Genomic DNA, 18,847 nt, shown 5'->3' with positions numbered 1-18,847 from the left:
GGCAATATGACGAAATTGTGAAGAGAGTCCGCCGCAAGGAGCAGCGAAGTCGCAGCATTGTCATTTTGTGGTTATATTTGCTGGCTAGCATAGCTGCTATTTCCCCTCCGCCATTTCGATAAAAAGAGAATACCCATGCGCGCCCAATTCAGCCAGTCTTTCAGACAGCCACTTCGCTTGTCCCTCACCGCAGCCGCCGTTGCCGTCGGCCTCGCCGCTTGCGGCGGCAATGCCAACCTCGCCGGCGACGACGCGGCAGTCCGCAGCATCGACACCGTCGTCGTGATCTACGCCGAGAACCGCGGTTTCGATACCCTGTACGGCCTGTTTCCGGGCGCCAACGGCATTCCGGGCGTCAATCCATCGTCCAAGGGCGTCTATTCGCCGCAGGTCGACGTCGACGGCGCCGTTCTGCCGGTGCTGCCGCCGACCTGGGGCGGCGTGACCGCGCCGGGACAAACTAAGGTGATGACGCAGGCGCAATCGGCCGGCATGCCGAACAAGCCTTTCCAGATCGACGGCAAGAACGGCATGGACATCGGCGGCGATGTCGTCACGCGCGACCTGGTGCACCGTTTCTACAATAACCAGATGCAGATCAACGGCGGCAAGAACGACAAGTTCGCCGCCTATTCCGATGCCGGCGGTCTGTCCATGGGTTACTACGACGGCAGCAAGATGGCGATGTGGCAGCTGGCGAAAGAGTACACGCTGGCCGACAACTTCTTCATGGGCTCCTTCGGCGGTTCCTTCCAGAATCACCAATACCTGATCTGCGCCTGCACGCCGCAATATCCGAATGCCGAGAAGTCGCCGGCCAAGGGCGGCATCTCCAGGATCGACGTCGACGCCAACGGCAACTTCGTGCGCCTGACGCCGGCCGCCGGTTCGCCGAAGTCGACGCTGGACGGCGCGCAGAAATACGCCAACGACGGCACGCTGACGCCGCCCGACGCCAACGGCATGTCTTACGCCATCAACACCATGCAGCCGCCTTACCAGCCGAGCAACGTCGCATCGGCCGCCGGCGACAGCGCCAAGTTGTATGCCGATCCGAACAGCGCATCGACACTGCCGCCGCAAACGCAAAAGAACATCGGCGACCTGTTGAGCGACAAGGGCGTCAGCTGGGCCTGGTACGCCGGCGCGTGGAATGCCACGACGAAAGCTGCGCAGACCGATCGCAAATTCCCGTCGCCGACGCCGAACTTCCAGTTCCATCATCAGCCGTTCAATTATTTCGCCAACATGGATCCGGTGAAGAACGCCGCCTATCGCGCCGAGCATCTGAAAGACTTCGACAGCAGCTTCCTGCAAGATGCCGCCGCGGGCAAGCTGCCGGCCGTGTCGTTCTACAAGCCGCAAGGCAACCTGAACCAGCACGCCGGCTATGCCGACGTCGCTTCCGGCGACGCGCACATTGCCGAGGTGGTCAACAAGCTGCGCCAAAGCCCGCAATGGAAGCACATGCTGATTGTCGTGACCTATGACGAAAACGGCGGCTTCTGGGATCACGCCGCGCCGCCTAAGGCCGACCAGTGGGGCCCGGGTACGCGCATTCCGGCGATCATCGTGTCGCCGTATGCGAAGAAGGGCTATGTCGACAACAGCCTGTACGACACCAGCTCGGTGCTGCGCTTCATCACGCGCCGCTGGTCCTTGCCGGTGCTCGATGGCATCGCGCTGCGCGACAAGGCGATCCAGGCCAACGGCGGCAAGCCGATCGGGGATCTCAGCAACGCTTTGGCGTCGCAAGCTTACTGAGTCTTTCCTGCAAAACAAAAAACGGCGTCATGCGATGTGCATGACGCCGTTTTGTTTTGCGGTTTCAATCATCTTCAGTCGCTTGTTCCAATCCTCCGTCGTCCCGGCGAATGCCGGGACCCAGTGTCGTTAGTCGTTATCACACCGGAGTCAAATCGCACTTCGGTTTACGCCGCTGGGTCCTGACTTTCGTCAGGACGACGGAGATGTATCGGAACAGGCTTAGTGCGATGCGCTCAGCGACCCCATCAACCAGGTTTCCGCGAGGTCGATCTGATTGATCAGCGCGATGAAGGTCTCGTCGTTGATCTGCTGCTCGGCGCGCAGGCGATGCACTTCGCGGCGCTCGGCGCGGATCGCTTCCAGCCGCAGTTCGCGCTCGAAGTGTTTGAAGCGATTGGCGACGCGATGGGTTTCTTCGGTGCCGCTTTCGGCGTCCATGCGCATGCGGTAGGTCGCCAGCAGGCTGCCGCTGACTTCGGTCAGCAGCGCCAGATCGTCCTGATCCATGTCGGCGCCCATGCGCTCCTGCGCTTCTTCGATGCTGCGCACCGCCGCTTCCGAGACGCGCAGGCGCGCCATGGTCTCTTCCTTGCGGCGACGCTCGTGGTCGGCGTCGAGCTTGAGGCCTTTCAACAGCCACGGCAGCAAAAAGCTGCCGGCCAGCAGCGAACACACGATCACGCCCGTGGCCAGGAAGATCAGCAGGTCGCGCGCCGGGAAGGCACGGCCGTCGGGCATCATCAGCGGAATCGACATCACGCCCGCGAGCGTGATCGCGCCGCGCACGCCGGCCAGCGAGGTGATGCTGATCAGGCGTACGTCGAAGTAGCGTTGCCTGGCGCGCTGGCCGCGCACGGCGGCGGAGAACCGGCGCAGACGCAGGTTGAACCACACCCAGATGAAGCGCAGCGCGATCAGTGACGCCGTGATCGCCACGATATACGCGAACAGATGCCACACCGGCACGTTGCCGGCCACTTTGGCGTCGAGGTGCGCCAGGCTGACGATGCCCGGCAACTGCAAGCCGAGCAGGATGAAGGACATGCCGTTGAAGACGAATTCCAGCATGGTCAGGATGCTCTGGCTTTGCATGCGCGTGGCGGCCGATTCGGCGCCGGCGGTTTCTATATACGGCATCAGCATGCCGGCGGCGACCGCCGACAGGATGCCGGACAAGCCGAAATGTTCGGCGAAGATATAAGCCGAGAACGGAATCAGCAACAACAGCACGACCTGGATGCCGGGTTCGTCGCCGCTCCATTCGATGATCTTGCGCCGGACCAGGCCGAAGCCCCAGGCCACGATCAGGCCGACCGCAAGGCCGCCGATGGAAATCAGCGTGAAGCTGATGCCGGCGTCCAGCGGCGAGAAGGTGCCCGACAGCACCGCGATGATGGCGAACTTGAAGGCGACCAGGCCGGACGCATCGTTCATCAGCGCTTCGCCTTCGAGCACGTGTTGCATGGTCGGCGGCAGGCGGCCCTTGCCGATGATGGAGGCCACCGCCACCGCATCGGTCGGCGACAGCACCGCAGCGAGCGCAAACGCGGACGGCAGCGAAATCACCGGAATCATCCAGTGGATGAAATAACCCACGCCGACCACCGTGAACAGCACCAGGCCGAGCGCCAGCGCCAGGATGGGTTGCGCCAGTCGGAAAAATTCGCGCTTGGGCATGCGCCAGCCGTCCGTGAACAGCAGCGGCGGGATGAACAGCAGCAGGAACAATTCCGGATCGAAGCTGATGCGCAAGCCGAACAACGGCAGCGCCAGCACGGCGCCCAGGCCGATCTGGAACAGCGGCAGCGGCAACTTGAACGGCACCAGGCGCGCGGCCACGCCGGAGACGGCAACGGCCAGCAGCAGGATTAAAACGGTGAAGACGATTTCCATCAGCGAGCGGAGAAAAAAGAGTAGGGCGATGAACGCGTGAACATAAAAGGATCTTAAGAGCCGGTAGGACGGGCAAGAAGATCCTGACGAGTTCGTAAGTATAGAGGGTGCGGTTTCCTCAGAGGCAAATACCGTTCGCAGTCCGGCAAACCAGATGAAAAAGGTTTGACCATTGCGGAAAGTCCTCGCTTGACAGGCCCCGGGGCCGCACCTATTCTCTGCATACCCAATGGTCTTACCAGTCGCTTGCAATCGGGCGGCCAGAGACATAACAAGCAAATCCAGGTAAATCCAGGTACTCAGGCAGACCCCATGTCCTTCGATCCCATCGTACAAAAATCCATTTCCGAACAGGTCGCGCAGCGCCTGCTCACCATGATCCGCAGCGGCTTGCTCAAGCCCGGCCAGCAATTGCCGCCCGAGCGCGAACTGGCCGCCATGCTGGGCGTCGGGCGTCCTGCCGTACGCGAGGCGATCCGCGGCCTGGCGCTGCTGGGTTTGCTGCGCATCCGCCAGGGCGAAGGCACTTTCGTCGGCAAGCTGGAAACGCGCGAGCTGCTCGAGCCGCTGGAAATGATCATCGACCTCAATGCCGGCACATTGGAAGCCTTGTTCGATGCGCGCCTGATCATCGAAACCGGCGTGGCCGCGCTGGCCGCTACCCACATGGCCGAAGAAGAGCTCGAGCGCCTGACGCGCAATGTCGACGACGAAGCGCGTCTGTTGAGCGACCCGGCCGCCTTCGCCGCCGCCGACGTCGAATTCCACGAAGCCATCATCGAAGCCTGCGACAATCCTTTCCTGCAAAGCATCGCCGGCAGCCTTTACATGCTCGGCAAGAAAAGCCGCACCATCACCTCGCGCATCCCGGCCACGCTGGAGCGCAGCCTGCAAGACCACCGCGACATCCTCGTTGCATTGAAAGCACGCGACCCGCAACGCGCTTCCGAAGCCATGCGCGCGCACCTGGTCCGCGTGCGCGACGCCTACCGCGGCGCGGCGCAAAACAAGGATGAGTCGGTGCACGACTGAACATGGTTGCCGGCGTTTTCTGCACGTCGGTACAGACATCTTGAAATTGCGCCACAATTGGAACCGGTTTGCTCAGAAGAAAAATAGTCCGGCCCTCAAAAACATAAAACATTGAAACGAGCCGGAACGTGACTCACCTTGGATTCAAGCTTGGGAGCACACCCTTCGATCATTTTCAGGAGAACAGCAATGCAAGATCTCGCAGGTAAAGTCGTCTTCATCAGCGGCGCCAGCACCGGTATCGGCGCCGCGGCGGCACGCGCTTTCGGCGCCCAGGGCGCACACGTCGTCGTCCACTACAACAGCTCGGCGGCAGAAGCCGAAGCCGTCGCGGCGGACATCCGCAAGGGCGGCAAGGGTGAAACCAAGGCCATCACCATCGGCGCCAACGTGCGCGACAGCAAGGCCGTCGCCAGCGCCGTCGAACAGCTCGGTCGCATCGACGTGCTGATCAACAACGCCGGCAGCCTGGTCAAGCGCGAAGCGCTGGAAAAAATCACGGACGAATTGTTCGACGAAGTGGTGCAGATCAACGCGCGTTCGGTCGTGGCTTTCACGCGCGCGGTGATTCCGGTCATGCGCAAGCAGGGCGGCGGCAACATCATCAACGTGACCTCGGTCGCCGCCCGCCACGGCGGCGGCCCAGGTGCGCTGGTCTATGCAGCGTCGAAAGGTTTCGTCAGTACCATCACGCGCGGCATGGCCAAGGAACTGCTGGCCGACAAGATCCGCGTCAACGCCGTCTCGCCCGGCGTGATCATGACGCCGTTCCAGGAACGTTTCACCACGCCGGATCAGCTGGAAGCCTTCCGCAAGACGATCCCGATGGGCCGCATCGGCGATCCGGACGAGTGCAGCGGCGCTTTCCTGTACCTGGCTTCGGATCAGTTGTCGGGGTATGTGACGGGGCAGATTATTGAGGTGAATGGCGGGCAGTACATGCCTTGATGTCTGGACATGTTGATGCGATAAAGCCGGCAGAATGCCTAATGCCATTCAGTCAAGCTTGAACCTTTTTTCTTTGGCCAAAACTTATATCGCCGTCGTCCTGACGCAAGTCAGGATCCAGCGTCGTATCGGCGGTTGTCACGACACTGGGTCCCAGCGTTCGCTGGGACGACGATGAAAGATGGTATTAGGCTTAACTGAACGGTAGTGCCGGCTGGGTGCCGGCTTTTTTATTCGTTGCGGAATATGGTTCGTTCCTGATTCCCGATAACGGCGGCACAGGCGTGCTTCATTCCCATTTCTGGGTGGTGACGATTTGCAGTTCCCGGGAGAGACTCCTGTTCATCTCTCCTCCATAGAGAACGTCGTCGATTTTCCATTGCCCAAGTTCTTTCTTCAGCAGAAGGTGGTCGCTGGAAAGTTCAGTTCTGGAATACTTGTAGAGGACGTGAATCGTCGCGGTATTTGCGGTTTTCCTGATATTGCCGACCCGGCAGATGCCCCAATCCGGAAGACCTCTGAAGGGAATGCCGTCTCCCAGGGGACCTTTTTCGTTCGGATGTTTTTTATGAAACTTTTCCTCAAGCAATTCGACTTTCCGAATTTTGTCTTGCAGTGAGGGCGTGACAAGACTTCGATATCTCCTATCCAGCTGGTTCTTGTTGTGCCACGCGCAAAATTGCTTTGCAACTTGCAGGGCCGGCGTGTCGGGTGCTTGCGCGGAGGCGTGCAGGGCGACGACACTCAGTATGGCGACGACGATGTACTTCAATGGGGAGCTTGTTTGCATGAGATCCTGGCGTTGCAATATGTGGAAAATTGTTCATGAAATGGCGGTAATCGTTTGCTGCTGCAAGGCCGGTTGGGGTGTCGGCTTATTTCGGGACACGGCGATGGATGTCGTCGAATGGGACGGATCTTAGAGAAATGCAAAGCTCATCTCTATAAGAAAAGTCTGAAAATGACGTGACCGGCGGCAATGGCATCACTGCGTACTGGCATGCGCTTTGCTGCTTGCCCTTCATCAATTAGGCAAAACGGCAAAAACAATGCAGACCTTGCAAGCAATTCCGCAGATCGATCTGATTGCTCCCGCGAGCGATTCGATGTTGTTGCGCGACAAACTGACCCTGCTGCTGGACTCCACCGGCGAAGGCATCTACGGCATCGACCTTGAAGGCCGCTGCACCTTCATCAACCGCGCCGGGGCGGAGATGCTGGGTTATCCGGTCGAACTGGTGCTGGGCAAGAACATGCATGAGCTGGTGCATCACAGCCATGAACACGGCGCGCACTATCCGGAAGAAGAATGTCCGATCCTGAAAGCCTTCCGCAAGGGCGAATCGTGCCGGGTCGATCAGGAGGTGTTCTGGCGCGCCGACGGGACTTGCTTTGCGACCGAATATTCTTCCTACCAGATCATCGACGGCGGCGAGGTGCGCGGAGCGGTGATTACGTTCAGCGACATTTCCAAACGTCGTCTGGCCGAGGAGCAGTTGCAGCGCGCCAAGGCGGAGCTGGAGCAGCGCGTGGCGGAGCGTACGCGCGAGCTGTCGGCGGCGCTGATGCAGGTGCGCGAGTTGTCGGCACATGCTCATTCTGTGCGGGAGGATGAGCGCACGCGCATTGCGCGCGAGATTCACGACGAACTCGGCAGCCTGCTGGTGGCGCTGAAGCTGGACGTGAACTGGATGGCCAGCCGCGTCGCCGACCGCGAGCCGGTAGCGCGCAAGTGCGCCAGCATGAACCGGCTGATCGAGACGGCGGTGGACAACGTCGGGCGCATCATCACCGACTTGCGGCCGAGCATTCTGGATCACCAGGGGTTGATTGCGGCGCTGGAGTGGCAGGTGCAGGAATTCTCGGAAGCGACCGAGCTGCCGTGCGAAGTCGAATTCGACATTTCGCCGCAGGCGTTTGCGCCGCAAGGAACGCTGGCGACGGCGGCGTTCCGCATCTTCCAGGAAATGCTGAGCAACGTGGCACAGCATTCGCAAGCGACACAGGCGAAGATAGCGGTGCGCCTGACTCCGGACGAGCTGCTGATGGAGGTGGAAGACAACGGCATCGGCGTGCCGGCGGCGGCGCTGGCGAATCCCAAGTCTTACGGCGTGATGGGCATGCGCGAGCGCGCGCTGCACTTTGCTGGCGCATTGAGCATCGAAAACGCCGTTGATGGTGCAGCGGGCGCAGTGATTGCACCGGAAAGCGGCAACGCGGTCGCCAATCGCGGCACGCGCGTGCGTCTGGTCTTGCCGCTGAGGAATGACAGCCATGCGTGAGGCAGCCCTCTATCTATAACTGAAGCAACAAGGAACCCAATGATCCGTATCCTGCTATGCGACGACCACCGCATCGTGCGCGAAGGTCTCAAGCAGATCCTGGCCGACACACCCGACATCGAGGTGGCGGCGGAGTGCGCCGACGGTCCGGAAGTGCTGCGCAAGGCGCGCGTGGAGGCGATCGACCTGGTCTTGCTGGACATCGCCATTCCGCATCAGGATGGCCTGGACGTATTGCGCCAGCTCAAGCAGGAGATGCCGCGCCTGCCGGTGCTGATGCTGTCGACCTATCCGGAGAAACAATATGCGGCGCGCTGCTATCGCCTCGGCGCCGCAGGATATCTGAACAAGAGCGCCGACACCGAGCAGCTGGTGGCGGCGATCCGCAAGGCGGCCGACGGCGGCGTGTACGTCAGCCCGCACATGGCGGAGACGCTGGCGGCAGAACTCAGCGCGCACTCGGCCAGCACCCAGCGCGCCGCGCACGAGACGCTGTCGCATCGCGAATACCAGGTGTTCCAGCTGATCGCCGCCGGGCGCAGCGTCAAGGAAATCGCCGATCAACTCACGCTGAGTCCCAACACCGTCAGCACCTACCGCAGTCGCATCCTGGAAAAGACCGGCGCCAGCAACGACGTCGGCATCGCCATGTACGCCGTGCGGCATCAGCTTCTGCCGGCCTAGTCGTCGCATTCGCGATTTGACTTGTTATCGCTCTGACAGCGTCTTGTAGTCGTTCTACTACAAGACGTCGTCTGGCGATGACATCGAAAAGCACTCTGGCAAGCCCCTTGCACGTGACGAGGTAACACAAGCAGTCGTTACTTCGAGTTACTTCAACTAATCACGCCGGGGGAATCCATGCCAAAAGAAATCGACAGCACCATCTTCCACACCTACGACGCCGAGCGCGCGGGAAATACCTGTTCGTGCGGCAAGCACGCCAGCCAGACGGCGCATGACGACGAGCAACAGCGCAAGGTGGATGCACAGGCGCAGGCGCGTTCTCAGGATGCCGAGCAATTGAGCAACGACGTGGTGGAGGAATCGGTGATGCGCGCGTTGTTCCCGCAGGCGGCGCAGCGTCGGGACTTCTTGCGCGCAGTCGGCGTCAACACCGCGCGTGCGGCGATCGCCGGCATGTTCCCGCTGGGCGCCTTGCAGGCCATGGCGCAGGAAAAGAACGGCGCGATTGAAAAGAAGGACCTCAAGATCGGCTTCATCGCCATCACCTGCGCCGCGCCGCTGATCATGGCCGATCCGCTCGGCTTCTACAAGAAACAGGGCCTCAACGTGTCGCTCAACAAGACCGCCGGCTGGGCGCTGATCCGCGACAAGATGATCAACAAGGAGCACGACGCCTCGCATTTCCTGTCGCCGATGCCGCTGGCGATGTCGATGGGCGTGGGCAGCAATCCGGTGCAGATGCGCATCGCCACGATCCAGAACATCAACGGCCAGGCCATCACGCTGCACGTCAAGCACAAGGACAAGCGCGATCCAAAACAATGGAAAGGTTTCAAGCTGGCTGTGCCGTTCGAGTATTCGATGCACAACTTCCTGCTGCGCTACTACCTCGCCGAGAACGGCATTGACCCGGACCGCGACGTGCAAATCCGCGTCACGCCGCCGCCGGAAATGGTGGCCAATCTGCGCGCCGGCAACATCGACGGCTTCCTCGGTCCCGATCCGTTCAACCAGCGCGCGGTGTACGACGAGATCGGTTTCATCCATATCCTGTCGAAGGAAATCTGGGACGGTCATCCGTGCTGCGCCTTCGGCATGTCGGAAGATTTCGTCAAGCAGAATCCGAACACCTTTGCCGCCTTGTTCCGCGCCGTGCTGACGGCCGCCGCGATGGCGCGCGATCCGGCCAACCGTTCGTTGGTAGCCAAGGTGATTTCACCGGCGGCTTATCTCAACCAGCCGGAGACCGTGGTTGAGCAGGTGCTGACCGGTCGCTTCGCCGATGGTCTTGGCAACGTCAAGAATGTGCCGGGCCGTGCCGATTTCGATCCCGTGCCGTGGGATTCGATGGCAGTGTGGATCCTGAGCCAAATGAAGCGCTGGGGCTACGTCCAGGGCGACGTCGACTACAAGGGTATCGCCGAGCGCGTGCTGCTGCTGACCGACGCCAAGAAGTACATGAAGGAACTCGGCCAGCCGGTGCCGGACGGCGCCTATCGCAAGTACAAGATCATGGGCAAGGAATTCGATCCGGCCAAGGCCGACGCCTACGTCAACAGCTTCGCCATCAAGAGGACCACTTGATGAAGCCGGCTGCGCAACTGGGCTGGCGTGCGGCGCTGATTTCTCTGGCGATCTTCGCTTGCCTGCTGCTGGTGTGGCATCTGGCGACGGCGCCGAAGGAGAGTGCGCGCATCGAGGCCGGCGCTTCTTCTGCATCATCCGCTGCACAGGACGAGTACGCCAAGTTGATGGGCAAGAGCAGCAGTTCGCCCGTCAAGACCAGCGGTTTCCCCGGCCTGGCGCAGATGGGCGAGACCATGCGCAAGGAGCTGGCCAATCCTTTCTATGACAACGGTCCCAACGACAAGGGCATCGGCATCCAGCTTGGCTATTCGCTGGCGCGCGTCGGGCTGGGGTTTGCGATTGCGGCGCTGGTGGCGATTCCGTTGGGTTTTTTGCTCGGCATGTCGCCGCTGATGCAAAGAGCCTTGAATCCCTTCATCCAGATCCTCAAGCCGATCTCGCCGCTGGCGTGGATGCCGCTGGCCTTGTACACGATCAAGGATTCGTCGGTGTCGGGGATCTTCGTGATCTTCATCTGTTCGGTGTGGCCGATGCTGATGAATACCGCGTTCGGCGTGGCGTCGGTGCGGCGCGACTGGCTCAACGTCGCCAAGACGCTGGAAGTCACGCCTCTGCGCAAGGCCTTCCTGGTGATCCTGCCGGCGGCGGCGCCGACGATTCTCACCGGCATGCGCATCTCGATGGGGATCGCCTGGCTGGTGATCGTGGCGGCCGAGATGCTGGTCGGCGGCACCGGGATCGGCTACTTCGTCTGGAATGAATGGAACAACCTGTCGCTGACCAGCGTGATCTTCGCGATCCTGGTGATCGGCGTGACGGGCATGGTGCTGGACCTGGTGTTTGCGCGTCTGCAAAAACTGGTGACCTATACCGAATAAGGGGAATAAGGCAGAACAATGGACAAAGCATTTTTGACCGTCGACAACCTCAATAAACGTTACGCCGACGACGCGCCGCCGGTATTCGACAAGGTATCGTTCAGCATAGACAAGGGTGAATTCGTCTGCATCATCGGCCACTCGGGCTGTGGCAAGACCACCATCCTGAATGTATTGGCCGGCTTGGAAGCGCCGTCGGGCGGCGTGGTCATCATGGACCAGCGCGAGGTGAAGGGGCCGAGCCTGGATCGCGGCGTGGTGTTCCAGAGCCATGCGCTGATGCCGTGGTTCAGCGTGCTGGGCAACGTCGTGTTCGCGGTGCGTTCGCGCTGGCCGGAGTGGCCGCGCGACAAGGCCGAGCAGCATGCGCGCCGCTTCATCGAGATGGTCGGCCTGAAGGGCGCGGAGAACAAGAAACCGTCCGAGCTGTCGGGCGGCATGAAGCAGCGCGTCGGCATTGCGCGGGCGTTTTCCATCGAGCCGAAGATGCTGCTGATGGACGAGCCCTTCGGCGCGCTCGATGCGCTGACGCGCGGGGTGGTGCAGGATGAGCTGCTGAAGATCTGCAGCGCTACGCATCAGACCGTGTTCATGATCACGCACGACGTGGATGAAGCGATCCTGCTGGCGGACAAGATTTTCCTGATGTCCAACGGCCCGCGGGCGCGCATCGCCGAAGTGGTGGTCAACACCATGCCCAAGACGCGCACGCGCGAAAGCATGCATCACGATCCGCAGTTCTACCGCATCCGCAATCATCTGGTCGACTTCCTCGTGCATCGGTCGCGCCGGATTCAGGAGGCTGGGATGGACGGCGCCGTGACACGCGTAGTGATGCCGGGGCTGGACGAGGCTATGCCGGTGCAGGGGGCAGACAATTTTCCACCGGCGGCGGCTTAGGTTATTCAGCCGCCCGATTTTTACATTATCAATTTCAATCTTTATAGCAAGGAGAAACTCATGGATCGCAATCTCGTCACCCAAAAAATCATCGAAGCCAAGGTCAGGAACAAAATGAGCTGGTCCAAGATTGCGGAAAGCATCGGCCAGAGCAAGGAATGGACAACCGCCGCCATGCTCGGCCAGATGACGCTGACCGCCAAGCAGGCCGCCGTGACGCAGGAGTTGTTCGGCCTGAGCGACGAAGAAACCCTGTGGCTGCAGATCGTGCCGTACAAGGGCTCGCTGCCGACCGCGGTGCCGACCGACCCGCTGATCTACCGCTGGTACGAGATCGTCAGCGTCTACGGATCGACCATCAAGGAACTGATCCATGAAGAATTCGGCGACGGCATCATGAGCGCAATCGATTTCAAGATGGATATCCAGCGCCAGGCCGATCCTAACGGCGACCGCGTGAATGTCGTGTTGAGCGGCAAGTTCCTGCCTTACAAGACGTATTGACCGATTTTCGTCGGTGTGGGGGAGGAGGGCGGTAGAATAGCCCGCATGGAAAAAACACCCGCCCCACGCAAACATTCCGTCAGCGCCATGAAGGCGCGCTTCGTCGCCATTTCGTGGCGCGACCTGGCCGTCAGCTTCGGGCCGATGGTGCTGCTGATCATCGTCGGCGTCTGGCTGGCGATCTGGCTGATCCACCCCGCGCCGCCCAAAACCATCACCATCGCGACCGGGCCGGAGCACAGCAATTTCTGGAATGTCGCCGAGCGCTACAAAAAGATCCTGGCGCGCGACGGCGTGACGGTGAAGATCGTGGCGTCGGAAGGTTCGCTCGACAATCTGCACAAACTGGTCGATCCCGACAGCGGCGTCGACGTCGGCTTCGTGCAGGGCGGTATCGCGGACAGCGTCAATATTGAAAATCTCGTTTCGCTTGGCAGCGTGTCGTATTCGCCGGTGTCGGTGTTTTATCGCAACGACAAGGCAGTGTCGCGCCTGTCCGAGCTGAGCGGCAAAAGCATCGCCATCGGCTTGCAGGGCAGCGGCTCGCGCGTGCTGGCGCTGACCTTGCTCAAGGCCAGCGGCATCGAGCCGGGCGGGGCGACGAAGTTGCTGGATATGGGCGGCGACGAGGCGGCGGAGGCGCTTTCCAAGGGCAAGATCGACGTGGCCTTCCTGATGGGGGAATCGGCGGCGCCGGCCACCATGGGCAAGCTGCTGCGCACGTCCGGCATTCGCTTGCTCGACTTTTCGCAGGCGTCGGCGTACACACGTCGCTTCAGTTATCTCAATGAGCTGACCCTGCCGCCGGGTGTGTTCGACTTCCGCCGCAATCTGCCGGATCACACGATCCGCCTGATTGCACCGACGGCGGAGCTGATCGCCCGCGATGACTTGCATCCGGCCTTGTCGGATCTGTTGATCGAAGCGGCGCGCGAAGTGCACGGCAAGGCCAGCGTGTTGCAGAAGGCTGGAGAGTTTCCGGCGCCGCTGGCGCATGAGTATCCGATCAGCGACGATGCCGCGCGTTACTACAAGTCGGGCAAGGGCTTCTTCTATCGCACGCTGCCGTTCTGGCTGGCCAGCCTGGTGGATCGCACGATGGTGATCGTGTTGCCGATCATCCTGTTGCTGATTCCCGGCATCAAGCTGGTGCCGCTGCTGTACGGCTGGCGCATCCGTTCGCGCATCTACAAATGGTATGGCGCGCTGATCTCGCTGGAGCGCGGTGTGACTACCGGCACCAAGGAAGAACAGGTGCAGATGCTCAAGCAGCTCGATGAGATCGAGGCCTCGGTCAATCGCATGAAGATGCCGCTGGCCTTCGCGGACCAGTTCTATGTCTTGCGCGAACATATCGGCTTTGTGCGTAGCCGGCTGGAAAGCGGGGCTTAGCGGTGCCGGGCCGGGTTTGACGGATGCAGTCCGAAACGCGGTAGAATTAGCCGAATTCGGGCGGATATCGCAAAACTTCAAAAATCGCTCAAAAAACAACGAGATCAAAAACTACTGTTTATTTGTACAGTGGTTGTGATACAGTGGAATCTCTTCAACAGAGATAGGAACCACTGCCATGACTCACTTGGATCTCACTTCAGGCGCTCGCTTTGGTCTGGAATCTTCTACCCCCTCATCTTTCAGCCTGCGCTTCGGCCGCCGTGAAATGTTTGTCTGCCGCGACTCGTATGTGCGCCGTTATCGCGTCAATCCCGTGATCGAATGCAGCGCCGGTATCGAGCCCGGCCATCTGGAAGTACTGCTGTTTCGCCGCTGGCTGGTCGTGCTGTCGAAGGCGCGTGCTTGAGCGTCGCCGTTTGATCGCAGGCCTTGGCCTGATTCGCATGCACCATCCTTCGTTTGTTCTCGGCATCTTGGAAATGCGAGCAGGGGCATCGTTTGTTTGTTGCTGGTCATCACTTTTTATTTTTACATCCTGACAAAAAGCTGAATTTAAAACAAGAATTATTCTCATTTGTGCTATATTCCCTTCTTCTTTACAGTTGTTCGGCATGTATTTTTTGATGATTTTTCGAAAAATGCCGTGGACTGATAGAGAGAATGATCAATCAGCAGAAAGGGATAAGTTCATGTTTTTGCGTACTTTTGTTGCAGGAATGGTGTTGGCGACCACCTCGGCCGGCGTGTTCGCCCAGGAAAAGGTGATCAACCTTTACTCCGCGCGCCATTATCAGACCGACGAAGCCTTGTACGGTAACTTCACCAAGGCAACCGGCATCAAGATCAACCGCGTTGACGCGGATGACGCCGGTATTCTGGCGCGCCTGAAAAGCGAAGGTACTGCGAGCCCGGCCGACGTGATCCTGCTGGTTGACGCTGCCCGCCTGTGGCGCGGCGAGAACGACGGCCTGTTCCAGCCGGTGAAGTCCGGCGTGCTGGAATCGCGCATCCCAGCCAACCTGCGCGGCAAGGACGACGGCCAGGGTTCGCAATGGTTCGGCTTTTCGACACGCGCCCGCGTGATCGTCTACAACAAGCAAAACGTGAAGCCGGAAGACGTCGACAGCTACGAATCCCTTGCCGATCCGAAGAACAAGGGCAAGCTGTGCACCCGTTCAGGTTCGCATCCTTACAACGTGTCGCTGTTCGGCGCGCTGTATGAACACGTCGGCGAAGCCAAGACTGAAGCGATCCTCAAGGGCATGGTCGCCAACATGGCGCGCACGCCCGTGGGTGGCGACACCGATCAGATCAAGGCCGTCGCTTCCGGCGAATGCGGCGTGGCGATTTCCAATTCCTACTATGTGGCGCGCCTGATGAAGTCGACCAAGCCGGAAGACATCGCCGTCGTCAGCAAATTCGGCGTGGTCTGGCCGAATCAAAAGAGCTTTGGCGCGCACGTCAATATTGCCGGCGCGGGTGTGGCGAAGAATGCTCCGCACAAGGCCGATGCCGTGAAATTCCTGGAATATCTGGCCAGCGACGATGCGCAGCGTTATTTCGCCGAAGGCAATAACGAATGGCCGGCAGTCAAGAGCGTAAAGACCGGCAATGCCGCGCTCGATACGCTGGGACCGTTCAAGGCGGAAGTGATCGATGTTGCCGTGACCGGACGCAATCAGCAAAAGGTGTTGCAGATTCTGGATCGTGTCGGCTACAAGTAATGCGCCGTTGATCGCGAAACGCTGAAATGAAAAAGCACCGGGGGTTAAGCCCCCGGTGCTTTTTTACGGACAAAATTGATCAGGCTGCGTTCGAACGCGGAAACGCCACGACGTGATTGACGTCAAGTCGGATGCCGATAGCTTCGCCGATGGCGTGGTCATGATGCGAAGGAACCAGCGACAGCAATTCGATGCCGTCCTCGAGTTGCAGGGCATAGAGGAAATCGGCGCCGCGGAAAGACTTGCGCACGATGCGTGCTTTGAACGGCGACAAGTCGTCATGCACGATGTCGTCGGCGCGCAGCAAGACATCGAACTGTTTGCCGTGCCGCGCGTCAGGTTGCCAGGTATCCATGATGCGCGCGACGTCGTGCAGCCTGCCTAGCGGCGTGTCCATCGCCATGCCGGCAGAATCGCCGATCAATGCACCCGGCACGAAGATGCCGTGGCCGATGAAGTCGGCGACAAAGCGCGTGGCGGGGCGATGGTAGAGCGCGTAGGGTTCGTCCCACTGTTCCAGGCGACTCTGCTGCATCACGCCGACGACGTCGCCGATGGCAAAGGCTTCCATCTGATCGTGCGTCACCATCAGGGCGGTGATGCCGGCCTGCTTGAGGATACGTCGCACTTCTTCGGCCAGTCGTTCGCGCAATTCGATATCGAGGCTGGAGAAGGGTTCGTCCAGCAACAACAGGCGCGGTTGCGGCGCCAGAGCCCGCGCGAGGGCGACGCGTTGTTGCTGGCCGCCGGACAGCTGGTGCGGGAATTTGTCTTTCATGCCGGCCAGGCCGACCAGCTCCAGCATCTCTTGCACGCGCCGGCGGCGTTGCTGCTTGTCGCCATGCTCATGACGCAGGCCGAAACCGATATTGGCTTCGATGCTCAGGTGCGGAAACAGCGCGAAATCCTGGAACACCATGCCGATGCGCCGTTCTTCGGCGGCGACGCGGATGCCGGGGCCGTCCAGCACCTGGCCGTCGAGCAGAATGCGGCCGGATTGCGGATGCTCAAGGCCGGCGATGGCGCGCAGCAGCGTGGTCTTGCCGCTGCCGGAAGGACCGATCAGCACGCCCAGTTGTCCGGGCTGCAATGCCAGCGCGACCGATTGCACCGCAGGCGCGGCGGCGCGCGGATAACTGATGCTGACGTGGTCAATTTGCAGGAACATCGGTGGCCTTTGTCGTTACAATTCGCTGGTTGCGGAGCGTCTGCAAGTGTAGCGCATCGTCACTCGCGCTTGAGAATATTCCCGAATCTTTTGCGCCGATACGGTTCAGCTAAACATGCAGAGTTTGTTCTTCCGTCGTCCTGACGCAAGTCAGGACCCAGCGCCGTAACAGGTGTGCAGCGATGAAGCGCGTAACGCCACTGGGTCCCAGCGTGCGCTGGGACGACGGTGGTGGTTGGGGCGTGTATTGGTCTTGCTGTCGTCCTGACGCAAGTCAGGACCCAGCGCCGTAACCGGTGTGTAGCGGGCAGCGGTGAAGCGCGCAACGACACTGGGTCCCAGCGTTCGCTGGGACGACTGTAAAAGACAGGAATAGACGTGACTGAACAGCGTCAGAATCTTTTATTTTTTTGTTTTTTTCTTATCTTTCATCGACGTATTCATGTATTTCATCGGTCTGATTGCCCTGTTGATTTCCTTGCCCATCCTCGGTATCGCCGGCGCTTGGCTGCATCTTGACGCCGCCGGCATCGACGCCATCCGGCAGCAGGCGCAGACCGTGTTGCCTGGCTATCTGGCGACGTCCGGATGGCTGGCTTTGTTCGTGACGACAGGCGTGATCGTGGTCGGCGCGGCGACGGCGGTGGCGATCGGTTTGTTCGAGTTTCGCGGCAAGCGATTCCTGTCGTGGGCCTTGCTCCTGCCGATGGCGATGCCGGCCTATGTCTCGGCATATGCGTACACCGATTTCCTGCAATACGCCGGCATGGTGCAGAGCAGCCTGCGCGATATTTTTCCCGGATTCCGCATCGACGTGCGCAGTTTGTCGGGGGCGATTTTCCTGTTTGTCTTCACCTTGTATCCCTACGCGTATCTGTTGGCACGCAATGCCCTGAGCGAGCGCGGCGTCCATCTGATGGAAGCCGCGCGCCTGCTCGGCACGCCGTTGCATGAGCGCATCTGCCGAGTCGCGTTGCCGCTGGCGCGTCCGGCGCTGATGGCAGGCGCCGCATTGGCCTTGATGGAGACGCTGGCCGATTATGGCGTCAGCGCTTACTTCGGCTTGACGACGTTCACGACCGGCATCTACAAGGCGTGGATGGTGATGGACGACCGCATTGCGGCGGCACAGTATGCGTCCTTGCTGTTGCTGTTCGTCGCCGTGCTGTTGTGGCTGGAACGGCGCGAACAGCAGCGCATGCGGTTTTCTTCCGTGCGCGGAAATCGCAGCAATGGCGGCGATGACGCGGAATCGCGCCTGCCGCAACTGCACGGCGTCAAGGCGGTCGCGGCGTGGCTGGTATGTGCGACGCCTATCGTGCTCGGCTTCGTCTTGCCGGTGCTGATCCTGTTGCAACTGATGTGGCGCGAGAGCGAGATGTCGCTGGCGACCAATCTGGCGCGCTACGCCGGCTGGACCTGGAACAGTTTCCGCTTCGGCGGCATGGCGGGGACGATCGCCGTGGTGCTGGCGCTGGCCTTGTGCTTCGCCCAGCGCGCCAGCGATTTGCCGCGCTTCAGATACGGTTTCTTGCGCGTGGTCGCGCGCATTGCTTCCATGGGATACGCGATTCCCGGTTCGGTGATCGCCATCGGCATTCTGCTGCCGATTGCCTGGTTGCAGGCGGTGTTTCCGGGCAGCATGGCGGGCGTCTGGCTGACGGCGACCTCGCTCGGCGTGATCTATGCGTATCTGGTACGCTTTACGGCCGTGGCGGTGCAGTCGGTGGAGGCCGGCTATACCCGCATCCCGATGAGTTTCGACGAAGCGGCGCGCACCATGGGAACATCGCGCCGCCGCATCGTGCAAAAGCTGCACATGCCTTTGCTGTGGCGTTCGCTGGCGACGGCCGGGTTGATGGTGTTCGTCGACGTGGTGAAAGAGTTGCCGGCAACGCTGTTGCTGCGTCCTTTCAACACCGACACGCTCGCCGTCATCGCGCACAACCTGGCGCGCGACGAGCGACTGGGCGAAGCCGCATTGCCCGCATTGAGCATCGTTGCGGTCGGCCTGATCCCGGTGTTGCTGGTCACGCGGGCCCTGCGCAGGGGCTGCGCAGTGTCTGAATAAACGATAGAGGA

16 protein-coding genes are annotated in these 18,847 nt (G+C 60.6%); 13 read left to right on the top strand and 3 right to left on the bottom strand.

Features of this window, described 5'->3' with window-relative positions; genetic code table 11:
- The first annotated feature begins 135 nt into the window (after nt 1–135).
- Nucleotides 136–1,764 carry an acid phosphatase gene (gene acpA / locus PMI16_RS23520; RefSeq protein ID WP_007884247.1) on the top strand — a complete coding sequence of 543 codons (1,629 nt, stop codon included), beginning with the start codon at nt 136–138 and terminating at the stop codon, nt 1,762–1,764.
- A 222-nt stretch (nt 1,765–1,986) separates the two neighbouring features.
- Here the strand turns inward: acpA and PMI16_RS23515 are convergent, their stop codons facing one another.
- On the bottom strand, nt 1,987–3,660 hold the full coding sequence (locus PMI16_RS23515) for a Na+/H+ antiporter (RefSeq protein WP_007884245.1): 1,674 nt from the start codon (nt 3,658–3,660) through the stop codon (nt 1,987–1,989).
- A gap of 312 nt (nt 3,661–3,972) precedes the next feature.
- Here PMI16_RS23515 and PMI16_RS23510 point away from each other — a divergent pair, with 312 nt between their 5' ends.
- A complete protein-coding gene (locus PMI16_RS23510) occupies nt 3,973–4,692 on the top strand; it encodes a FadR/GntR family transcriptional regulator (protein WP_007884243.1) in 720 nt (239 codons plus the stop codon).
- Between the two features lie 189 nt (nt 4,693–4,881).
- Nucleotides 4,882–5,640: an SDR family NAD(P)-dependent oxidoreductase gene (locus PMI16_RS23505; RefSeq protein WP_007884242.1), complete on the top strand. Its 759-nt coding sequence runs from the start codon at nt 4,882–4,884 to the stop codon at nt 5,638–5,640.
- A gap of 289 nt (nt 5,641–5,929) precedes the next feature.
- On the opposite strand, the gene PMI16_RS23500 is transcribed toward PMI16_RS23505, so the two are convergent.
- Nucleotides 5,930–6,412 carry a hypothetical protein gene (locus tag PMI16_RS23500; RefSeq protein ID WP_237719938.1) on the bottom strand — a complete coding sequence of 161 codons (483 nt, stop codon included), beginning with the start codon at nt 6,410–6,412 and terminating at the stop codon, nt 5,930–5,932.
- Between the two features lie 277 nt (nt 6,413–6,689).
- Here PMI16_RS23500 and PMI16_RS23495 point away from each other — a divergent pair, with 277 nt between their 5' ends.
- The 9 genes from PMI16_RS23495 (at nt 6,690) to PMI16_RS23455 (ending at nt 15,597) form a co-directional block, all read left to right on the top strand.
- Nucleotides 6,690–7,922, top strand: coding sequence for a sensor histidine kinase (locus PMI16_RS23495; protein WP_007884239.1), 1,233 nt, complete (start codon nt 6,690–6,692; stop codon nt 7,920–7,922).
- Between the two features lie 39 nt (nt 7,923–7,961).
- Nucleotides 7,962–8,606, top strand: a complete 645-nt coding sequence (locus tag PMI16_RS23490) for a response regulator (protein WP_007884238.1) — start codon at nt 7,962–7,964, stop codon at nt 8,604–8,606.
- A 177-nt stretch (nt 8,607–8,783) separates the two neighbouring features.
- The gene (locus PMI16_RS23485) at nt 8,784–10,193 is read left to right on the top strand and encodes a CmpA/NrtA family ABC transporter substrate-binding protein (protein WP_007884236.1); all 1,410 of its coding nucleotides are present in this window, start codon (nt 8,784–8,786) and stop codon (nt 10,191–10,193) included.
- Nucleotides 10,193–11,074 carry a nitrate ABC transporter permease gene (gene ntrB, locus PMI16_RS23480; RefSeq protein WP_007884234.1) on the top strand — a complete coding sequence of 294 codons (882 nt, stop codon included), beginning with the start codon at nt 10,193–10,195 and terminating at the stop codon, nt 11,072–11,074. Before PMI16_RS23485 ends, ntrB begins: the two co-directional genes overlap by 1 nt.
- Nucleotides 11,075–11,092: 18 nt before the next feature.
- On the top strand, nt 11,093–11,974 hold the full coding sequence (locus PMI16_RS23475; RefSeq protein ID WP_007884232.1) for an ABC transporter ATP-binding protein: 882 nt from the start codon (nt 11,093–11,095) through the stop codon (nt 11,972–11,974).
- Between the two features lie 60 nt (nt 11,975–12,034).
- Nucleotides 12,035–12,478: a cyanase gene (gene cynS / locus PMI16_RS23470; protein WP_007884230.1), complete on the top strand. Its 444-nt coding sequence runs from the start codon at nt 12,035–12,037 to the stop codon at nt 12,476–12,478.
- Nucleotides 12,479–12,523: 45 nt separating this feature from the next.
- On the top strand, nt 12,524–13,870 hold the full coding sequence (locus PMI16_RS23465; protein ID WP_034382043.1) for a TAXI family TRAP transporter solute-binding subunit: 1,347 nt from the start codon (nt 12,524–12,526) through the stop codon (nt 13,868–13,870).
- Nucleotides 13,871–14,048: 178 nt separating this feature from the next.
- Entirely contained in the window at nt 14,049–14,279 is a 231-nt protein-coding gene (locus PMI16_RS23460; protein WP_007884216.1) for a hypothetical protein, read from the top strand.
- Between the two features lie 283 nt (nt 14,280–14,562).
- Nucleotides 14,563–15,597: a Fe(3+) ABC transporter substrate-binding protein gene (locus PMI16_RS23455; protein WP_007884215.1), complete on the top strand. Its 1,035-nt coding sequence runs from the start codon at nt 14,563–14,565 to the stop codon at nt 15,595–15,597.
- A 79-nt stretch (nt 15,598–15,676) separates the two neighbouring features.
- On the opposite strand, the gene PMI16_RS23450 is transcribed toward PMI16_RS23455, so the two are convergent.
- Entirely contained in the window at nt 15,677–16,765 is a 1,089-nt protein-coding gene (locus PMI16_RS23450) for an ABC transporter ATP-binding protein (RefSeq protein WP_007884214.1), read from the bottom strand.
- 442 nt (nt 16,766–17,207) lie between these two features.
- On the opposite strand from PMI16_RS23450, the gene PMI16_RS23445 reads away from it, so the two are divergent.
- A complete protein-coding gene (locus tag PMI16_RS23445; protein WP_007884213.1) occupies nt 17,208–18,836 on the top strand; it encodes an ABC transporter permease in 1,629 nt (542 codons plus the stop codon).
- Nucleotides 18,837–18,847: the final 11 nt, after the last annotated feature.

The sequence above is a fragment of the Herbaspirillum sp. CF444 genome (assembly GCF_000282135.1).
In the GTDB taxonomy this organism is placed as follows: Bacteria; Pseudomonadota; Gammaproteobacteria; order Burkholderiales; family Burkholderiaceae_D; genus Herbaspirillum.
This window is presented reverse-complemented; position numbering and strand designations above follow the sequence as displayed.